Annotated in this window: 14 protein-coding genes, 2 tRNA genes and 1 pseudogene; 15 read left to right on the top strand and 2 right to left on the bottom strand. The window is 70.6% G+C overall.

The window, feature by feature from the left end; genetic code table 11:
- Window positions 1–94: 94 nt before the first annotated feature.
- From DK412_RS11075 to DK412_RS11020, 12 genes and pseudogenes are all read left to right on the top strand, one after another.
- Window positions 95–865 carry a hypothetical protein gene (locus DK412_RS11075; RefSeq protein ID WP_109971998.1) on the top strand — a complete coding sequence of 257 codons (771 nt, stop codon included), beginning with the start codon at window positions 95–97 and terminating at the stop codon, window positions 863–865.
- Between the two features lie 135 nt (window positions 866–1,000).
- Window positions 1,001–2,325, top strand: a pseudogene (locus tag DK412_RS11070) (MFS transporter).
- 116 nt (window positions 2,326–2,441) lie between these two features.
- Entirely contained in the window at window positions 2,442–3,530 is a 1,089-nt protein-coding gene (locus DK412_RS11065; protein WP_109971997.1) for a metallophosphoesterase, read from the top strand.
- Between the two features lie 278 nt (window positions 3,531–3,808).
- A complete protein-coding gene (locus DK412_RS11060; protein ID WP_109971996.1) occupies window positions 3,809–5,080 on the top strand; it encodes an arsenic transporter in 1,272 nt (423 codons plus the stop codon).
- Between the two features lie 26 nt (window positions 5,081–5,106).
- Complete coding sequence (locus DK412_RS11055) at window positions 5,107–6,033, top strand: DMT family transporter (protein ID WP_245447574.1); 927 nt, start codon at window positions 5,107–5,109, stop codon at window positions 6,031–6,033.
- Between the two features lie 20 nt (window positions 6,034–6,053).
- A complete protein-coding gene (locus tag DK412_RS11050) occupies window positions 6,054–7,442 on the top strand; it encodes a TAXI family TRAP transporter solute-binding subunit (protein ID WP_109971995.1) in 1,389 nt (462 codons plus the stop codon).
- 224 nt (window positions 7,443–7,666) lie between these two features.
- On the top strand, window positions 7,667–8,659 hold the full coding sequence (locus DK412_RS30145; RefSeq protein WP_204165543.1) for a hypothetical protein: 993 nt from the start codon (window positions 7,667–7,669) through the stop codon (window positions 8,657–8,659).
- A 286-nt stretch (window positions 8,660–8,945) separates the two neighbouring features.
- Window positions 8,946–10,160, top strand: coding sequence for an ABC transporter substrate-binding protein (locus tag DK412_RS11040; RefSeq protein WP_109971993.1), 1,215 nt, complete (start codon window positions 8,946–8,948; stop codon window positions 10,158–10,160).
- Between the two features lie 64 nt (window positions 10,161–10,224).
- The gene (locus tag DK412_RS11035; protein WP_109971992.1) at window positions 10,225–11,097 is read left to right on the top strand and encodes a branched-chain amino acid ABC transporter permease; all 873 of its coding nucleotides are present in this window, start codon (window positions 10,225–10,227) and stop codon (window positions 11,095–11,097) included.
- 77 nt (window positions 11,098–11,174) lie between these two features.
- Entirely contained in the window at window positions 11,175–13,229 is a 2,055-nt protein-coding gene (locus DK412_RS11030) for a branched-chain amino acid ABC transporter ATP-binding protein/permease (protein WP_109971991.1), read from the top strand.
- A 4-nt stretch (window positions 13,230–13,233) separates the two neighbouring features.
- Complete coding sequence (locus tag DK412_RS11025) at window positions 13,234–13,956, top strand: ABC transporter ATP-binding protein (RefSeq protein WP_093569400.1); 723 nt, start codon at window positions 13,234–13,236, stop codon at window positions 13,954–13,956.
- A gap of 90 nt (window positions 13,957–14,046) precedes the next feature.
- Window positions 14,047–14,265 (top strand): DUF333 domain-containing protein, encoded by a 219-nt coding sequence (locus tag DK412_RS11020; protein WP_109971990.1) that lies wholly within the window; start codon window positions 14,047–14,049, stop codon window positions 14,263–14,265.
- A 177-nt stretch (window positions 14,266–14,442) separates the two neighbouring features.
- On the opposite strand, the gene DK412_RS11015 is transcribed toward DK412_RS11020, so the two are convergent.
- Window positions 14,443–15,801, bottom strand: a complete 1,359-nt coding sequence (locus tag DK412_RS11015; protein WP_109971989.1) for an esterase-like activity of phytase family protein — start codon at window positions 15,799–15,801, stop codon at window positions 14,443–14,445.
- Window positions 15,802–15,901: 100 nt separating this feature from the next.
- Window positions 15,902–17,560 carry a histidine kinase famiy protein gene (locus DK412_RS11010; protein WP_245447572.1) on the bottom strand — a complete coding sequence of 553 codons (1,659 nt, stop codon included), beginning with the start codon at window positions 17,558–17,560 and terminating at the stop codon, window positions 15,902–15,904.
- 318 nt (window positions 17,561–17,878) lie between these two features.
- Here DK412_RS11010 and DK412_RS11005 point away from each other — a divergent pair.
- The 3 genes from DK412_RS11005 (at window position 17,879) to DK412_RS10995 (ending at window position 18,901) form a co-directional block, all read left to right on the top strand.
- Window positions 17,879–17,955: transfer RNA gene (locus DK412_RS11005), tRNA-Pro, on the top strand.
- Window positions 17,956–18,043: 88 nt separating this feature from the next.
- A tRNA-Pro gene (locus tag DK412_RS11000) sits at window positions 18,044–18,120 on the top strand.
- Window positions 18,121–18,418: 298 nt separating this feature from the next.
- Window positions 18,419–18,901: a MucR family transcriptional regulator gene (locus DK412_RS10995; protein WP_109971988.1), complete on the top strand. Its 483-nt coding sequence runs from the start codon at window positions 18,419–18,421 to the stop codon at window positions 18,899–18,901.
- Window positions 18,902–18,929: the final 28 nt, after the last annotated feature.

Raw genomic sequence — 18,929 nt, 5'->3', positions numbered from 1 at the left:
GGTTCTTGAGTTCCTGCAAGGGTTTGGCAGTTGGCACGGGAGTTGTCAGGGAGCGCCCGAGCCGGCCGGCCGCCGGCGCAGACGAGCGACATCCATGACGATGGCCAAGCACCGCGACCCGCACCGCGTTCTGGCGGCGGGGTTTGCGGCCGCGATCCTCGCATCCCTGCCGGCCGCGGCGCAGGACAATTCGGTCTGGGATCCCGGCACCCTGCCGGAGACGAAGGGAACGGTGAAGCAGTACACCCTCACCCCCCGGGGCGACGTCGACGGCCTGATCCTCGCCGACGGGACCGAGGTGAAGCTGCCGCCGCGGATGTCGGGGGCGGTGGTGTTCACGGTCCGGCCGGGCGACCCGGTCTCGGTGCGCGGCATGCGCGCCCGGGCGCTGCCCCTCGTCGACGGCGCCTCGCTCCGCAACGAGGCGACGGGGGCCGCCCTCGTCACCCTCGGGCCGCCGGAGCCCGCCGCCGACGAGACGGTGATGAGCGGCCGGATCGCGGCCCTGCTGCACGGGCGCCGGGGCGAGGTGAACGGCGCGCTCCTCGACGACGGCACCACCCTGCGGCTGCCGCCGCACGAGGCGGCGCGCCTGAACGCGACCCTGCGGGCCGGGCAGAGCGTCAGCCTGCGAGGGGCGGTGGCGAAGAGCCCGCTCGGCACGGTGGTGGAGGTGCGCGCCCTCGGGACGAGCCTCGACAATCTGGTCGAGGTCGGCGGGCGCCCGCCGCGTCCGCCGGGACCGCGCGGCGAGGCCGGCCCGCCCGGCGGTCCCGACGCGCCGCCCCCGCCGCCGAACCCCGGCGCCGCTCCCCCGCCTCCCCCCGCTGGCGCGCCGCCGCCTCCGCCGCCCCGCCGGTCCTGAACCGGACACTCGTCGAAGACCCCCGTGGCGGCACGGCGCCACGGGGCAGACTAATCCCTCTTGAGTAGCAACTTTTCGCGGTCTGGCCGGTTCTCGGCTCCGGATCGGCCGGTCCTTCCTCAAGGAGACATCACGGTGAGCACCGCAACCTCCGCCCCTGTCTCTGCGTCCGGTGCCCCCGACCGGCAGCCCTCGAAGCGGGCCCTGCGCGGGCTCGACGCGCTCAACTTCACCCTGGCGGACGTGCGCGACGGCCTCGGCCCCTACCTGGCCATCTACCTCATCGCCGTACGCGGCCCCGACCAGGGCTGGAACGAGGCGACCACCGGCATGATCATGACGATCGCCGGCATTGCCGGCCTGATCGCCCAGACCCCCGCCGGCGCCCTCATCGACCGCTCTCGGCACAAGCGCGTCATCGTGATCGCGGCGGCGCTCGCCGTCACCCTGAGCTGCCTCGCCCTGCCCTTCATCTCGAACTTCTACGCCGTGGCCGCGACGCAGTCGCTCGCCGGCATCGCCGGGGCGATCTTCCCGCCGGCGCTCGCCGCCATCACGCTGGGGTGGTCGGCCCGAAGCTGTTCTCCAAGCGCATCGGCCGCAACGAAGGGTTCAACCACGCCGGCAACGCCGTCTCGGCGGCGCTCGCCGGGGGGCTGGCCTACCTGTTCGGGCCGATCGTGGTGTTCTGGCTGATGGGCGTGCTCGCCGCCCTGTCGATCGGTGCGATGCTGATGGTGCCGGACGAGGCCATCGACAACGACCTCGCCCGGGGCCTCGACTGCGCCGAGGAGCAGTCCTGCGAGCAGCCCTCGGGCCTCACGGCGCTCCTGCAGAACAAGTACCTGATGCTGTTCGCGCTGCTCGCGGCGATCTTCCACCTCTCCAACGCCGCGATGCTGACCTCGGTCGGCCAGCTCCTCACCCATCTGTCGGGCAAGGAGAACGCCACCTCGCTCATCGCGATCTGCATCGTGGCGGCGCAATGCGTGATGGTGCCGGTGGCGATGTTCGTCGGCCACAAGGCCGATGCGATCGGCCGGAAGCCGATCTTCCTCGCCGCCTTCGGCGTGCTGACCCTGCGCGGCGTGCTCTACACCTTCTCCAACAACCCGTTCTACCTCGTGGCGGTGCAGCTCCTCGACGGCATCGGCGCCGGCGTCTACGGCGCGCTCTTCCCGATCGTGGTCGCGGACCTGACCCGGGGCACCGGCCGGTTCAACGTCAGCCAGGGCGCGGTGGCGACCGCCCAGGGCCTCGGCGCCTCGTTGAGTGCGACGCTCGCCGGCCTCATCATCGTGTCGGCCGGGTACTCGGCGGCGTTCCTGACGCTCGCCGGCATCGCGGGCTTGGGCTTCGCCCTCTACCTGACGATGATGCCCGAGACCCGCGGCTTCGAGCCGGCCCAGGCCGGCACGCCCTCGGACCCGACCGGCCGCCCGGCGCTCGCCACCGCCTGAGAGCGGCACCCGATCGCGTTGCGATCGGGTGCCGCTCTCAGGTCTTTGATTTTGCCGCATTTTCTTCGCCCAACCGGGGGCCACTTGGTCGGAAAATGCTCTGGAGGGACCGGACCATGACCGCCCCGCTCGCCTTCGCGCATATCGGCGATCTCCACCTGACCGGGGCGGAGGCGGAGAACGCCCGCGACTTCCGGGCGATCGTCGCGCAACTCGGCGAGGTCGACGGGCTCGACTTCGTCTTCGTCCCCGGGGACAACGCCGATAACGGTGCTCCCGAGCAATACGCCCTGGTGCGGGCGGGCCTCGACCGGCTGTCCCTGCCGGTCCACGTCATCACCGGCGACCACGACAGGGAAGGCGGCAGCCTCGACGCCTTCTATGCCGGGCTGGACGTCCCCCGCCTGCCCTACGCGGTCGACGTGCGGGGCGTGCGCTGCCTGTTCCTCGACATGTGCGGGCCGGGCAGCGGCGGGCCGGATTTCCGCCTCGGGCCCGATCAGGTCGCCTGGCTCGCGGCCGAGCTGGAGCGGGCGGACAAGGACTGCGTCCTGTTCATGCACAGCTACCCTGCCGACCTGAAAGGCGAGGGCGAGGCGGCGCGGGTCGCCGACCTCATCCATCGCGGGCCGGTGCGCCTCGTCGAGATGGGCCACACCCATTACAACGAGCTCGCCAATGACGGCCGCACCGTCTACGCGGCGACCCGCTCGACCGGCCAGATCGAGGAGGGCCCGGTCGGCTACGCGGTCGCGGCCCTCGATCGCGGCGTGGTGAGCTGGCGCTTCAAGGAACTCAGCCAACCCTGGCCGTTCGTGCTGATCACCTCCCCCGCCGACCGCCGCCTCGCCTTCGACGCCGGCCACGCGGTCGGCGAGCGCTTCACCGTGCGCGCCCTGGTGCTCGGACCGGCGGAGCGCGTCGAGCTGCGCATCGACGAGGGCCCCTGGCAGGCGATGGCGCGGGAGGACGGGGCCCGCTGCCACGCGGCCGAGGTGACCTGGCCGGCGGGCGCTCGCGCCGTCACGGTGCGGGCGGCGGGCCGGAATTCCGAGGATACCGACGCGATCGAGCCGGCGGCCGATCCGAACGGGCTGCCGACCTCCCGCGGCATCGGCAGCGACGCGGACGCGCTCGGGGCCTGGCCGGGGCGGGGGCTGCTCGGGACCCAGCTCGGGCCGAACCGCAACGGGCGGCAGTGGTGAGGGCCGGCTTGGAGACTCCCGGAGCCCATTGGTCCCCTGGCGGATCTTTTACCCTCCGCGTCATTCCGGGGCCGCGCAGCGGAGCCCGGAATCCAGAAACTCAGGTGGTCCAAGCTAAGGCGGCACGCACTTCGCTTCGTCCTGCATCTCCGGCGCTTCTGGATTCCGGGCTCCGCTGCGCGGCCCCGGAATGACGCGGAGGATGTCAGGTTCGTCGGCCTGGCTCACCAGACTCAGCGATTTTCTCCCTCGACAATGACGACAGGACTTCTCTCCCCATGGCCGCGCTGACGCTCAGCCCCAACCTCGCGACCTGGGCGATCGCCGCCCTCGCCACGCTCGGCGTGATCGTGCGCCCGTTCTCCTGGCCGGAGGCGATCTGGGCGGTGACGGGGGCGCTCGCCCTGGTGCTGCTCGGCCTGCTGCCGGCCGGCACCGCCTGGGAGGGCGTGCTCAAGGGCACCGACGTCTACCTCTTCCTCGTCGGCATGATGCTGATGTCCGAGGTCGCCCGGAAGGAGGGCCTGTTCGACTGGCTCGCCGGCATCGCGGTGCGCACCGCCAAGGGCTCGGCGACGCGGCTGTTCACCCTGGTCTACCTCGTCGGCACGGTGGTCACGGTCTTCCTCTCGAACGATGCCTGCGCGGTGGTGCTGACGCCGGCGGTCTACGCCGCGACCCGCGCCGCCAAGGTCGAGAACCCCCTGCCCTACCTGTTCATCTGCGCCTTCATCGCCAACGCCGCCTCGTTCGTGCTGCCGATCTCGAACCCGGCGAACCTGGTGGTCTTCGCCGAGCACATGCCGCCGCTGACGCGCTGGCTCGGCCTGTTCGCCCTGCCGTCGGCGCTGGCGATTCTGGCGACCTACCTCGTCCTGCGCCTGACCCAGAACGGCACCCTGCGCCGGCAGGAGGTCGCCACCGAGGTCGAGACCGCGTCCCTGTCCCGCACCGGCATCGTGGCGGGCCTCGGCATCGTGGCGACCGGCGCGGTGCTGATCGGCGCCTCGGCGCTGGGGCGCGATCTCGGCCTGCCGACCTTCGTCGCGGGGCTGGCCACCACCCTCATCGTGCTCGCGCTGAAGCGCGGCAGCGGCGCGGTCGAGGTGGTCAAGGACGTGTCCTGGAGCGTGCTGCCGCTGGTCGCCGGCCTGTTCGTGCTGGTCGAGGCGCTGGAGAAGACCGGCGTGCTCGCGATGATCGCCGCCGAGCTGCAGCGCGCCGCCAGTACCGCGCCGGCCGAGACCGCCTGGGGCGCCGGCGCGCTGATCGCCTTCGCCTGCAACCTCGTCAACAACCTGCCGGCCGGCCTGATCGCCGGCGCCGCGGTGCAGGCCGCCCACGTGCCCGAGAAGGTCGCGGGCGCGGTGCTGATCGGCGTCGATCTCGGGCCCAACCTCTCGGTCACCGGTTCGCTCGCCACCATCCTGTGGCTCACGGCGATCCGCCGCGAGGGCCAGGACGTGAGCTTCTGGAGCTTCCTCAAGCTCGGCGCCCTGGTGATGCCGCCGGCCCTCGCGCTGGCGCTCGCCGGCCTCCTCCTCGTCTGATCCCCCTCCTACAGGAAGGTTTTCCGGTGTCGATCGCCGCGCTCCTCTATCCCTTCATCCTGGCGGCCGGTGCGCTGCAGGCGCTCGGCAACGCGATGAACGCGCAGCTGCGCGGCCGCATGGTCAATCCGTGGCTCGCCGCCACGGTGTCGTTCCTGCCGATCGTGTTCGTCTTCATCACCCTGTTCCTGGTGATGCCGACGCCGCTGCCGAGCCTCGAGACCTTGGGGAAGATGCCCTGGTACGCCCCCCTCGGGGGTCTCGCCGGGGCGGTCGCGGTGTTCGGCGGCCTCGCCTTCATCGACAAGGTCGGGGCCGGGCCGTTCAACGGCCTGACGCTGACGGCCAACATCATCACCTCGCTCGCCCTCGACGCGTTCGGGCTGTTCGGGCTCCAGGCCTCCGGCTTCAAGCCGCTGCCCTGGCTCGGCGGCCTCATGATGGCGGCCGGCGTGGTGTTCATCGCCCGCACGGCCGGCAAGAAGGACGACGAGGAGAGTCACGGCGTCGGCGGCAAGCTGCTCTACCCGTTCATCCTCGTCGCCGGCGCGCTGATGGCGATCGGCGTGGTGTGGAACGCGCAGCTGCGCGGGGCGCTGGTCAATCCGTGGCTCGCCGCCACCGTGTCCTTCGTGCCCGTCGTCTTCGCCTTCGCGCTTGTGTTCCTGCTCAAGCCGACCCCGCTGCCGACCCGGGAGGACCTCGCCGGGGTGCGCTGGTGGATGCCGCTCGCCGGCATCACCGGGGCGGTGGCGGTGTTCGCGGGCCTGCTCTTCGTCGACAAGGTCGGGGCCGGCGCCCTCAACGGGCTTCTCATCACCGCGAACCTCCTGACCTCGGTGGCGCTCGACCATTTCGGCTGGCTCGGGATGCGCCAGGTCAAGGCCGGTCCGCCGCGCCTCATCGGCGCTGCCCTGATGGTCGGCGGGATCGTGCTGATCTCGGTGTTCTGATCGCTCCCGGCGGAGACCCCATGCCCACCCTCCCGGACTGGGTCCTGCGCCGCGAGACCTTCGCGGCCGTAATCGTCGTCGCACTCGCGGCGGCGATCGCGGCCGCCCTCTATTTCAGCCAGGCGACGACGCTCACCATCGCGGTCGCGCCGCGGGACGGGACCGAGCCGGCGCTGATCCGGGCCTATGCCGACGCGCTGAAGGAGGACAGCGCCAACATCCGGCTCAAGATCCTGTCCTTCGACGACGTGCGCGAGAGCGCGGCGGCGCTCCAGGACGGCCGGGCCGACCTCGCCGTGGTGCGGCCGGACGTGCTTCTGCCGAAGAACGGCCTGACGCTCGCCATCCTGCGCGACCAGGCGATGCTGATCGTCTCGCCGGAGGGATCCGGCATCACGAGCTTCCCGAAGCTCGCGGGGCGGCGCCTCGGCATCGCGGCCCATCGCAGCGCCGATTTCTGGCTGCTCAAGAACATCCTCGCCTACTACGCCCTGACGCTGGAGGGGCCGGACGGCACGGCCGCCGCCGCGCCGGTGCCGGGCAGCACGGTCCGCCTCGTCGCCATCGAGGGTGAGGAGGCGGCGGCCGCGATCCGCGACAAGCGCATCGACGCCTTCGTCAGCATCATCGCGGCCTCGGCCCCGAAGGCGCGCCAGCTCGTCGAGTCGGTGCGGGGCATCGGCCGCACCGGCAAGGTCGACCTCGTCGACGTGCAAGACAGCGACGCGGTGATCGAGCGCTTCCCCCGCCTCCAGGCGGTCACGGTGCCGGCCGGCCTGTTCGGCGGCCGGCCGAAGCTGCCGGCGGAGGACGTGAAGACGGTCGGCGCCTCCTACCGGCTGATGGCGCGCACCTCGCTGAGCCGCGCGGTCGCCGCGGACGTGACCCAGCACCTGTTCGAGATGCGCACCGCCGCCGCCGAGCAGACCGACGCGGCGGAATACGTCCAGGCTCCGGCCTACGAGACCACGGTGGCGGCGACGAGCGCCCGCATCCCGATCCATCCCGGCGCGATCGACTATTTCGAGCGCGAGCAGCACGGCTTCGTCGAGCGCTACGGCGACACGCTCTACCTCCTGGCGGCGCTCGCCGGCGGTCTCGCCTCGGCGGCGGCCTGGCTGCGCCAGCGCCTGGCGAGCCTGCGCCGCGAGCGCATCGACGAGGTGACCGACCGCCTGCTCGAGATCACCGACCAGGCCCGCTCCCTGCGCGACCCGGACGCCATCGCCGCCCTGGCGGTCGAGATCGACAAGCTCGCCATCGAGGTCGTGCGCGACATCCGTCGGCGGGAGCTCGACTCGCGCACGATGGCGGCGGTGTCGATCGCCATCGAGACCGCCCGGGCGACGGTCGCCGATTGCCGGGCAGCGGCGGGGGAGAAGGAGGGGGCCGCGGCGCCGGTGGCGTGAGAGGCCGACGAGGGCGGCGGGCCGACCCGTCGCCGGACGAGGCGCGGGGCTTGGGGATGGGCGATCTCGCTCGCCGGTTGATCCTGTCCCGAAAGACGGTTGCCGCGACGGCTGCGCTCCCGCAATCCCGCCTCAATCCCGGGGTTAACAGAACCTTGTCCGAGCACGAGGGGAATGCGGGGTGCACACCCGGCACGATCCCGGAAACAAGGGAATGCGGGACGATGACTGCACTGCCGTCGAAGACGGGACCGCGGTCCGTGACGGGCGCGGCCCTCCTGGCTGCGCTCGCCGCCACGCTGCTGGCGGGAGCCGTCGCCCCGGCGCGGGCGCAGGGCTACCGCGTCGTGATCGAGGACGAGGACGACGCGATCCTGCCGCCGCGGGCGGTGGTCTTCCGCCTCGGCCGGGCCGGCTTCACCGGCATGAGCCATCCGCGCTTCGACGGCGAGACCTACCGCGTCGAGGCCGACAGCCCGTGGGGCAACCGGGTGCAGCTCGTCGTCGATGCCCGCACCGGCCGCATCCTCGACCGCGAGCGCCTGGAGGCGCCGCTGATCCCTCCCGGCTCCATCCCCGGCGGCCGCCGCCCCGGCTACGGCTGGACCGAGACCGAGGCGCGCCCATCCTGGCCGCGCGAGGAGGCGTTCCGCGAGCGCGCGCCCAGCGACGGCGGCTGGCGCGACGGCGGGGCTTATGCCCCCGTGCCGCTCTCCCGCGGCGAGCCGCTGCCGCCGGTGGGCGAGCGCCCGGAGGAGCGCCGCGTCGCCGCGCGCCCGCTGCCGCAACCCGCACCCCCGCCGGGCGCACCGTCCACCGAGGCGCCCGTTCGCGCCGCGCCGGCTCCCCGCACCGCCGGGCCGAACCCGCTCGGCATGAACCCCGACAGCCCGGCCGCCCGCACCGGCGCCGCCCCCCGCCGCGAGACCGCGCCCGAGGGCGCGAAGCCCGAGGCGCCGCGGCGCACGGCCGCCCGCACCAAGCCGGCCGAGACCGAGACTCCCGCGGCCCTCGTCCCGCCCCTGGCGCCGAAGACCGAATCCAAGGCCGCGCCCGCCAAGGTGGTCCCGCCCGCCAAGGCGGCGGAGGTGGTGCCGCCGAAGGCCCCGGAGACCAAGGACGGCGGCTGGAAGACCCCGCCCGACGGCAACCGCCCGGTGCGGGTGATCGGCGGCATCACGCAGGTGCCCGGCAAGGACGAGCCGGCGAAGGATTGAGGCGGCCGTCTCACGGTCGGTTTCGTCGAGCTTCGGACGTGTTTCACACCCTCGATGTCATTCCGGGCTCCGCTGCGCGGCCCCGGAATGACATCGAGGGTGTGAGATCTGTGGGCTCCCTTGCCTGTCGAGCCATGCCGTCCCTGAGTACTCCGCCTCACCTCCGCCCCGCTCTCTAGATCGAAAGACGCGCTCGACAAGCGCTGCCAATCTCGGTTCTATCCGGCACCCCGATCCACGGCCGACAAGGTCGGGACGGCAAGAAACGGTCCCCGGAGGAATCCAGATGCGCTCATCCCTGACCGCGCTCGCGGCGGCGCTCGCCTGCGCGACCGCCTTCGCGGCCCCGGCCCTGGCGGCCGACCCGATCAAGATCGGGGTGACCGGCCCCTATACCGGCGGCTCCTCGTCGATGGGCGTGTCGATGCGCGACGGCGTGCGGCTGGCCGCCGACGAGATCAACAAGAGCGGCGGCGTGCTCGGGCGCCAGCTCCAGCTCGTCGAGCGCGACGACGAGGCCAAGAACGAGGTCGGCGCCCAGGTCGCCCAGGAGCTGATCAACAAGGAGAAGGTGGTCGCCACTCTCGGCTTCATCAACACCGGCGTGGCGCTCGCCGCCCAGCGCTTCTACCAGGAAGCCGAGATCCCGGTGATCAACAACGTCGCCACCGGCACGATCATCACCAACCAGTTCAACCCGCCGGACTACGACAACAACTACGTCTTCCGCACCTCGGCCTACGACGTGCTGCAGGCCGGCATGATGGCCGACGAGGCGGTCGCGCAGGGCTTCAAGAAGATCGCGATCCTGGCCGATTCGACCAATTACGGTCAGCTCGGCCGCGAGGACCTCGAGAAGTACCTCAAGGCCAAGGGCGTGAAGCCGGTCGCGGTGGAAAAATTCAACATCAAGGACGTCGACATGACGCCCCAGCTGTTGAAGTCGCAGGCCGCGGGTGCGGATGTGATCCTCGCTTACGGCATCGGACCGGAGCTGGCCCAGATCGCCAACGGCATGGCCAAGCTCGGCTGGAAGGTGCCGATGATCACCTCGTGGCCGGCCTCGATGCAGAGCTTCATCGACATCGCCGGTGCGAACGGCAACGGCGTGATCATGCCCCAGACCTTCATCGAGGATAAGACGCTCCCGAAGCGCAAGTCCTTCCTCGACGGTTACTACGCCACATTCAAGGTCAACAAGATCCCGACCCCGGTGGCGGGCGCGCAGGGCTACGATTCGGTCTACCTGCTCGCCGCCGCGATCAAGCAGGCCGGCTCGACCGACGGCGCCAAGGTACGCGCCGCCCTCGAGAACCTGAACACCAAGGTCGAGGGCGTGGTCACCACCTACGACAAGCCGTTCACACCGAAGGACCACAACGCGATCAGCCGCAACATGGTGGTGTTCGGGAAGGTCCAGGACGGCAAGATCGTCTACGCCAAGGACGAGGACGCCAAGAACGCCGGCGTCGTCCGCGTCAAGGAGAAGGCCTCGAACTGAGGTCGCATCTTAAAGCCCCGCGCATGATGCGCGGGGCCCGCCCGTCGAGACGAGCCTTCCTCCCATGCAGATCTTCCTTCAGCTCGTGGCGAGCGGCATCGCCGTCGGCATGATCTACGCTGCGATCGCCTTCGGCTACCAGCTCACCTTCGCGACCTCGAAGACCCTGAATTTCGGCCAGGGCGAGGCGCTGATGCTGGGCGCCCTGTTCGGCCTGACGCTGGTGCCGTTCACCGGCTACTGGCTGATGCTGCCGCTGGTCCTGGTCTTCGGCTTCGCGCTCGGCGCCGTCGTGGAGCGGCTCGGCGTGCGCCCGGCGGTCAAGATCAAGTCCGAGTACGGGTGGATCATGGCCACCATCGCGCTCGGCATCATCTTCAAGAACGTCGCCGAGAACATCTGGGGCCGCGACGACCTCAAGTTCCCCTCGCCGCTGCCCGAGACCGCCCTCACCTTCGGCGGCGTCCGGGTTCTGCCGATGGAGCTGATGATCGTCGCCGGCGCGCTCCTGATGATGCTCGCGGTCGAGCTGTTCAACCGCCGCTCGATCTGGGGCAAGGCGGTGGTGGCGACCTCGAACGACATCGACGCCGCCGGCCTGATGGGCATCAACACCCGCAAGGTCATCACCCTGTCCTACTCGATCAGCGCGATGACGGCGGCCTTCGCGGGCGTGCTCGTCGCCCCGGTGACGCTCACCGGCGCCACGATGGGCTCGGTGCTGGCGCTCAAGGCCTTCGCGGTCGCGATCATCGGCGGCCTCGAATCGGGGCTCGGCGTCATCGTCGGCGGGCTGATCCTCGGCATCGCGGAGACCCTGACCGGCTTCTACATCTCGACCGGGTACAAGGACGTGCCCGGCCTGATCCTGCTGCTCGCCGTGCTGGCGGTGCGCCCGGTCGGCCTGTTCGGCAAGGCCGTGATCAAGAAGGTCTGAATCTTTCTCGCCGCGCCGCTCCCGGATCGCGGGAGCGGCCTCCGTCGTCCCCGCTTCCTCCAAGGTTCCTCACGATCATGGCGCAGTCCGCCCCCGCGCCGGCGCTGGCCCGGCAAACCGCCCCGCCGGTCCCTCAAGCCGGGCTCGGCCGCTTCGTCGGCCTCCTCGGGGCCGTGTGCCTCGTCGTCTTCCTGGCGGCCTTCCCGCACGTCGTCACCAGCCAGTACTACATCCACCTGCTGATCGTGATCGCCATCTACGCGATCCTGATCCTCGGCCTCGACATCGTGGTCGGCTATACCGGCCAGGTGTCCCTGGGCCATGCCGGCCTGTTCGGCATCGGCGCCTACGCGGCGGCCGTGCTGTTCCTCAAGCTCAAGCTCGGGCTCTGGTTCGGGCTGCTCGCCGGCATCGGCGTCACCGCGGGTTTCGGCTTGCTGCTGGCGATCCCGGCGCTCCGGGTCAGCGGGCCCTATCTGGCGATGGTGACGCTCGCCTTCGGCACCATCATCCAGATCTTCATCAACGAGATGACGGACCTGACCAACGGCCCGCTCGGCATCACCCTGCCGCCAGCCCGCGTCCTCGACTTCTCGCTGATCGGCCTGCAGGCCCCCTGGGGTGCGGCCGGGCGGAAGCTCGAATTCTACTACCTCGTCTGCGCCTGCCTCCTGCTCACGATCCTGGTGGTCAACCGGGTGGTGCGCTCGCCCTTCGGCCGCGCCTTCGAGGCCCTGCGCGATTCGCCGATCGCCTGCGACTGCATGGGCGTCAGCGTCTACCGCTACAAGGTCTACGCCTTCGTGATCTCGGCGGCGCTCGCGGGCCTCGCCGGGGCGCTGTTCGCCTGGTCCGAGCGCTACGTCGCGCCGAACTCCTACGGCTTCGAGCTGACGGTCCTGTTCCTGCTCGCCGTCACCATGGGCGGGCGCAAGTCGCGCTCCGGGCCGCTGATCGGCGCGGCCATCATCGTGATGATGCCGAACATCCTGGCCGATATCGGCCTCGTGCGGATCATGGCCGGCCTCATCGCCGCCATCGCCGTCGTCGTGGTCGGCCTCGCCTTCCTGCGCAAGCGGGATGACCGCATGACCCTGCTCATCCCCGGCGTGCTCTGCCTTCTCTTCTTCCCGGCGACGCTGGCGATGGAATCGGTGACGGATTTCCGCCTCACCGTCTTCGGCCTGATGATCCTGTTCGTGGTCTACTACCTCCCCGAGGGCATCGTCGGCTTCCTGAGGGAGAAGCTGCCCTTCCTGCGCCCGGCCCATACGGGCGCGACGCAGGAGCTGTCGGCCTCCGGCGAGGCGCTGATCCGCCAGGGCGGCCGCTCCGGCGCCGACCCGCTGCTCAAGGTCGAGCGGGCGGTGATGCAGTTCGGCGGCCTGAAGGCCCTCAACGAGGTCGACCTCGCGGTGCGGCCGGGCACGATCCACGGGCTGATCGGCCCGAACGGCTCGGGCAAGAGCACGATGATGAACGTGCTCACCGGCATCTACAAGCCGACCGCCGGCGGCGTCTCCCTCGCCACCGGCACGGAGGCCGCCAAGCGTCTCGACGGCCGCACGCCGTCCGAGATCGCCCTGTCGGGCGTCGCCCGCACCTTCCAGAACGTCCAGCTCTTCCGCGAGATGACGGCTCTGGAGAACGTGCTCGTCGGCCTGCACCACAGCTTCCAGGGCACGTTGTTCGACGCGATCCTCGGCACGCCGCGGCGCCGGCGCGAGGAGCGGGAGGCGCGCGCCCGCGCCATGGCGATCCTCGACTTCGTGGGCCTCGGCCCGCTCGCCCAGGTCGAGGCGCGCAACCTGCCTTACGGCAAGCAGCGCCTCCTCGAGATCGGCCGGGCGCTGGCGCTCGATCCCGTTCTCCTCCTCCTCGACGAGCCGGCGGCGGGCCTCACCGCGCCCGACATCGCCGAACTCACGCTCATCATCCGCAAGATCCGCGACGCCGGCATCACGGTGATCCTGATCGAGCACCACATGGACGTGGTGATGGGCCTGTGCGACCGCGTCAGCGTGCTCGATTTCGGCCACAAGATCGCGGAGGGCGGCGCCCGCGAGGTCCAGTCCGACCCCAAGGTCATCGAAGCCTATCTCGGCAGCCCGGTTGCCGACGCCGCGGAGTAGAGAGATGCTCGACGTCAGCGGCCTGTCGGCCGGCTACGGCCAGATCGAGGTCCTGCACGGCCTCACCTTCACGGTGCCGAAGGGCCAGGTCGTCACCCTGATCGGCTCCAACGGCGCCGGCAAGACCACCACCATGCGGGCGCTCTCGGGCATGATCCGGCCGCGCGCCGGCTCGATCAAGCTCAACGGGCGCGAGATCGGCGGCCTCGACAGCCACGACGTCGCCCGCACCGGCCTCGCCCACTCGCCCGAGGGTAGGCGCGTCTTCCCGACCCTCTCGGTCGAGGACAACCTGACGCTCGGCGCCTTCCCGCGCCTCACCGGGTCGCGGCCGAAGGGCGACGTCAACGCCGACCGGGAGCGGGCCTACACCCTCTTTCCGCGGCTGAAGGAGCGCCGGACGCAGCTCGCCGGCACCCTGTCCGGCGGCGAGCAGCAGATGCTCGCCATGGGCCGGGCCCTGATGCTGCGGCCGGAGATCCTGCTCCTCGACGAGCCGTCGATGGGCCTCGCCCCGAAGCTGGTGGAGGAGGTGTTTCGCATCATCCGCCGGCTGAAGGAGGAGCAGGTGACGATGCTCTTGGTCGAGCAGTTCGCCATGGCGGCCCTCGGCGTCGCCGATCACGCCTACGTGCTGGAGAACGGCCGCATCCGCTTCCAGGGCCCGGCGGCGCAGCTGCGCAACGATCCGCAGGTGCGGGCGGCGTATCTGGGCGGGGGTCACTGACGCATCCGGGCCGGCGGGGCGACGTCGCATCGCCGCCGGTTCATCACGCGCGCCTCTTCTCCCGCCGGGTACGGAAGCGGGAGAAGAGTCGTGGAATCGTTGCTTGCCGCCGCCGCGTTGCTCGCCATCGCAGGCGCGTCACAGGCCTGGGCTTTGGGCAACCCCGCCTCGGCCCACTGCACCTCCGCCGGCGGGCGCCTGGAGATCCGGAAGGGTCCGCAGGGCGAGGCCGGCTACTGCCACCTGCCCGATGGGCGGGTCGTCGAGGAGTGGCAGCTGTTCCGGGAAGCGAACAAGGAGAAGGGGTGAGAGCCTGTTTGCTTTGGGCAGATCGGTTTGCAACCCCCCATCGTCATCCCGGGACTCGCCTGCGGCGAGTCCCGGGATGACGCCGGGGGGTGTCATAGTCGAACCAGATGAAACGGAGCTGAAGGCGATATCCAACGAGCAGCCCCGCACCCCTCCCAGGATGCGGGGTACCCTCCGTCACTTCGCCTTCAAGAACTCCCCCACCTCCAGGAGCACGAACTCGTTGTCGTCCACCTTGTGCGGGTCGCGGCTCGCCGAGAACGGCAGGTTGTTGTCGTTGCCGACGATGATGTGGGTGTCGTCGACTTTGTCGACGTTCTCGATCGTGAAGAACGGGAAGGCGAGCGCGCCGTCGGTCAGCGGCTTGCGCGCCTTCTTGCCGGGATCGGCGATGCGCATCAGGTCGATGGAGCCGATCTTGCGCACCGGGCCGCCCTGGTTGGCGTCGGTCATCTCGATCTTGAAGACGCGCTTGAACGTCGCCGGCACCGAGAAGCAGTCCGGCCCCTTCTGGCCCGCCGGGCAGGCCCGGTCGGCGGTGCCCTCGCCGTCGTCGCGCTCGATGATGAGGCCGGTCGTGGCGTCGATCAGGTTGAAGTCGCCGATGGCGTTGCCGGCCTGCTCCAGCGGGTAGAGCCACGAGCGACCGGTCCAGGTCTCCGCCTTGGTGTCGAATTCGAGGATGCGCAACACCTCGCGTCCGTCGCGGCTCTCGAACGTCTTCGCTTCGGCATCCCAGAGCGGGCCTTCGAGCAGGGCGTAGAGCCGGCTGCCGTCGGGCGAGGCGGCCATGCCCTCGAAGCCCTTGGAGCGGCGGGCGTTGAAGGCCACCGCGCCACCGGGCGCCGCCGGCGTCGTCACCGCCGGGTTGTCGGGGGAGCGGACCGGCTTGCCCGAGGCCAGGGTCTCGACCACCGCTTCGACCTTGCCGCTGCGGTCCGCCTTGATCAGGAACGGGCCGAACTCGTCGCCGATCCAGATCCGGTCGCCGACGAACTGGAAGCTCTCGGGGTCGAAGTCGCTGCCGGTGAGGTAGCGGCTCTCGGTCGCCTCGTTGGCGATGCGGAACGGCACCTTCCTGTCCGGATCGCGCAGGAAGACCGTCTCCAGCCGCTCGACGCCGCCCTTCGCGAAGTCGATCCGGTAGTGGTTGAGGTAGAGCATCGCGTCGGGCGAATTCGCCTTGGCGCCGAAGCCGTTGTCGGTCAGCACCCAGTAGGTGCCGTCGGGCATGTGCTTGATGCCGGAATGACCCTGGAGCGGCTGGCCCTTGAGCGGCAGCTTGAGGCTGGTGGCGCGGCCCATCGATTGCGCCTCGACGGTGCCCACCGCCTCGACCCGCCGGCCGGTGGTGAACTTGCCCGGGGTGGCCAGGTCCTTCGGCGCGTCCTCGGGGAGCGGCAGGGTGCTCTCCGCCGGCAGGACGGCGTGACCGGCGAGCGTCGCCGGGAAAGTCTGCGGCACCTGCGCTTGCGCCAGGGCGGCGGGTGCACCCGACAGGAGGAGCGTGAGGGCGAGCAGGGAATGGCGCGGCATAGGATCCTCGCGGAGATGAGCGCGGCCGTTCTGGCGCATCACCCATGTCAGCGAAGTGACGACATCGTCGTTTCCGCGGGATCCGTGCCCCGTGGCGGCCTCAGCCGTGATGCGGCTCGCCCGGGGCCGGCATCGGCCTGGCGCCGCGATCGAGGGCGGCGCGGATCCGGTCGGCAAGCTCGGCCTTGCGGTAGGGCTTGCCGAGCACGTCCATGGTCGGGGTCGCGGGGCCGTCCGCCACCAGGTCCTCGTTGTAGCCGGTGGTCAGCAGCACCGGCAGGTCCGGGCGCATCGTCTTGGCCCGGTCGGCCAGGATCAGGCCGTTGACGCCGCCCGGCATCACGATGTCGGAGAACAGGAGGTCGATGCCCGTCTCCCGCTCCAGGATGTCCAGAGCCTCCTCGCCGTCGCGGGCGGCGAGCACCTGGTAGCCGAGGCTCTCGAGGTATTCGCGGGCGAGCGCCCGCACGTCGTCGCTGTCCTCGACGACCAGCACGGTCTCGTCGCCGCGCCGCAGCACCGCCTTGCGCTCGGCGGGCTCCTCCGCGGCCGCCGCGCCGGGGCCGGCCGGGAACAGCATCGTGATGGTAGTCCCGCCGCTCGGCCGGCTGTCGATCTCCAGCCGCCCGCGCGACTGCTGCACGAAGCCGTGCGCCATCGCGAGGCCGAGGCCGGTGCCCTTGCCGGGGGCCTTGGTCGAGAAGAACGGCTCGGTCGCGCGCTCGGCGACGTGGGGCGGCATGCCCTCGCCCTCATCGCGGACCCGGAGCGCCACGTAGTCGCCGGGCGGCAGGCCGCGAGACTTGCCGTTGCCGTTGAGATGCACGGACGCCGTCGAGAGCGTCACGGTGCCGCCCGCCGGCATCGCGTCACGGGCGTTGATGAGCACGTTGAGGAGCGCCATCTCCAGGTTGGTGCGATCGATCGTGACCGCCGGCAGCCGCGGCGTCAGGTCGAGGCGCACCGAGACGGTGCTGCCGAGCGTGCTCTCCGCCACCTCCGCGAAGGCGAGGACCAGGGCGTTGAGGTTGAGCGAGCGCGGCTCCAGCCGCGCCTTGCGGGCGAAGGACAGGAGCTGCTTCGTCAGCTTCGCGCCCCGCTCGGCCGCGCCGGCGGCGTTGGCGAGCTGGCGCTGGGCCCGCTCGCTCGTCACGGCATTGCGCGCCAGTTCGAGGTTGCCGGAGACGACCTGGAGCAGGTTGTTGAAGTCGTGGGCGAGGCCGGCGGTGAGCTGGCCGATCGCCTCCATCTTCTGCGCCTGGCGAAACGCCTGCTCCGACACGCGCCTTCGCGTCACGTCGAGCTGCGAGGCGAAGAAATAGACGATCTCCCCGGCCTCGTCGAAGACCGGGCCGATGAAGATGCCGTTCCAGAAGGCTGAGCCGTCGCGCTTGTAGTTGAGGATCTCGGTCGCGATCGCCCGGCGCTCCTCCACGGCCTGGCGCAGCTCGGCCACGGTCTCGCGGCTGGTCTCGGGCCCCTGCAGGAAGCGGCAGTTGCGGCCGATCAGCTCTCCTTGCGTGTAGCCGGTGAGATCCTGGAATGCCCGGTTGGCGAACACGATCGGGTTGTCGGGCTGCCGCGGATCGGTCAGGATCATCGGCATCCGGGTCATCTCGATCGCCGCGAAGAAGACGCTGCCGCGGTCGTCGAGACCGGGCTCGCGGATCGTCGCGGATTTCAGATGCGCCAAGGACGGCGCCTCCGCGGAGTGGCTGGCTCCCGGCTCCGGGACCCCGACCTGATCGTCCTCGCTCACGCCACCACCCGGCTCGCCATACGCCACCCCGCCGGTGTCGGCTTTTCTGACGGTGGGACAATGGCGGGCGGGAGCGGATCACGCAAGGCCTTCACGCTCCCGAGACCTCCCCCCTTCCCCCGCACCGCCCCTCCGTCGCCTCCGTCCTCGCCGGAGGGCCGTCGCGGTCCGAAAACGGGGCAGCCGAGGGGCCGGGCCGAGGAACCTGCCGGCCCGGGAAAGCTGCCGGCTCAAGAAACTCGGCCATCGCGCATGAACGGCCTTGCGGCCCCCGGATGCCCTCGCTATAAGCCCCGTCGTCGGCCACGGCCGGCCGTTCGGAGTGTAGCGCAGTCTGGTAGCGCACCACGTTCGGGACGTGGGGGTCGCAGGTTCAAATCCTGCCACTCCGACCAGCTCTCTCACGAGGCTGAGTCTTCCCGAGACCATCAGGCATCTGCACAAGATGTTTGGTTTGTACGATACCCGTGCCTTCGGGCGCGTCGGAGTGTAGCGCAGTCTGGTAGCGCACCACGTTCGGGACGTGGGGGTCGCAGGTTCAAATCCTGCCACTCCGACCATTCAGCCGCCGCCGGGCGGATCCTCCTCAAGACTTATCCCCAGCCGTTTCTCAGCCGGCCGCGATGCTGCGTGTCGGCCCATGCGCCGCGTCCGATGGCCACGCTGCGGCCCCTCCGCAGCGTTCGCCTACATCGAAGAGCGTAGCCCTTCTCATAAACATAAGTTAGTTCTCCCTCCTCCCAAGTGACTGAGGAACACTGGTTACGCCCACAGGATTAACCTCGGTCGACGCGCCGTCTGTTTGACGTTCGATCGTCATCATGCATTCTTCATCACGAATGCAGACGGGGTTGGGCGATGAATGTCGAGGAGAATGGCTCTGGTGACCGCGTCGTCGATCTTTGCGCCGCGATCATTACGGCTTACGTGTCCAACAATGCGGTGCCGCCGAACGAGTTGCCGCCGATGATCGGCGCCGTCCACTCGACCTTGACCCAGCTGATGGCGCCGCCCGCGCCCGAGCCGCCGAAGCCCGAGCCGCCGATCCCGATCCGCCGGACGGTGACGCCGGACCACATCATCTCCCTCGAGGACGGCAAGCCCTACAAGACGCTCAAGCGCCACCTCGCCGGCCGCGGCCTCACGCCGGACCAGTACCGCGAGAAATGGGGATTGCCGCGCGACTACCCGATGGTCGCGTCCAACTACGCCTCGCAGCGCTCGGAGCTGGCCAAGAACAGCGGCCTCGGCCGGCGCCGCCTGCGCGGGGCCGAGGACGACGCCGGCGCGCCGGGCGGGGCGCCGCCCGCGCGGCGCGGACGGCCGCGCAAGACGACCTGAACTCCCCCTTGTCCCCGGTCTCGCGCAG

It is taken from the genome of Methylobacterium sp. 17Sr1-1 (assembly GCF_003173775.1).
GTDB lineage: Bacteria > Pseudomonadota > Alphaproteobacteria > Rhizobiales > Beijerinckiaceae > Methylobacterium.
Note: the sequence above shows the minus strand (reverse complement) of the source record. Positions and strands in the feature narration are given on the sequence as shown.

Coding starts and splice junctions, on each gene's coding strand:
- DK412_RS11075 (WP_109971998.1), top strand. CDS start 95: ATGACGATGGCCAAGCACCGCGACCCGCACCGCGTTCTGGCGGCGGGG.
- DK412_RS11065 (WP_109971997.1), top strand. CDS start 2,442: ATGACCGCCCCGCTCGCCTTCGCGCATATCGGCGATCTCCACCTGACC.
- DK412_RS11060 (WP_109971996.1), top strand. CDS start 3,809: ATGGCCGCGCTGACGCTCAGCCCCAACCTCGCGACCTGGGCGATCGCC.
- DK412_RS11050 (WP_109971995.1), top strand. CDS start 6,054: ATGCCCACCCTCCCGGACTGGGTCCTGCGCCGCGAGACCTTCGCGGCC.
- DK412_RS30145 (WP_204165543.1), top strand. CDS start 7,667: ATGACTGCACTGCCGTCGAAGACGGGACCGCGGTCCGTGACGGGCGCG.
- DK412_RS11040 (WP_109971993.1), top strand. CDS start 8,946: ATGCGCTCATCCCTGACCGCGCTCGCGGCGGCGCTCGCCTGCGCGACC.
- DK412_RS11035 (WP_109971992.1), top strand. CDS start 10,225: ATGCAGATCTTCCTTCAGCTCGTGGCGAGCGGCATCGCCGTCGGCATG.
- DK412_RS11030 (WP_109971991.1), top strand. CDS start 11,175: ATGGCGCAGTCCGCCCCCGCGCCGGCGCTGGCCCGGCAAACCGCCCCG.
- DK412_RS11025 (WP_093569400.1), top strand. CDS start 13,234: ATGCTCGACGTCAGCGGCCTGTCGGCCGGCTACGGCCAGATCGAGGTC.
- DK412_RS11015 (WP_109971989.1), bottom strand. CDS start 15,801: ATGCCGCGCCATTCCCTGCTCGCCCTCACGCTCCTCCTGTCGGGTGCA.
- DK412_RS10995 (WP_109971988.1), top strand. CDS start 18,419: ATGAATGTCGAGGAGAATGGCTCTGGTGACCGCGTCGTCGATCTTTGC.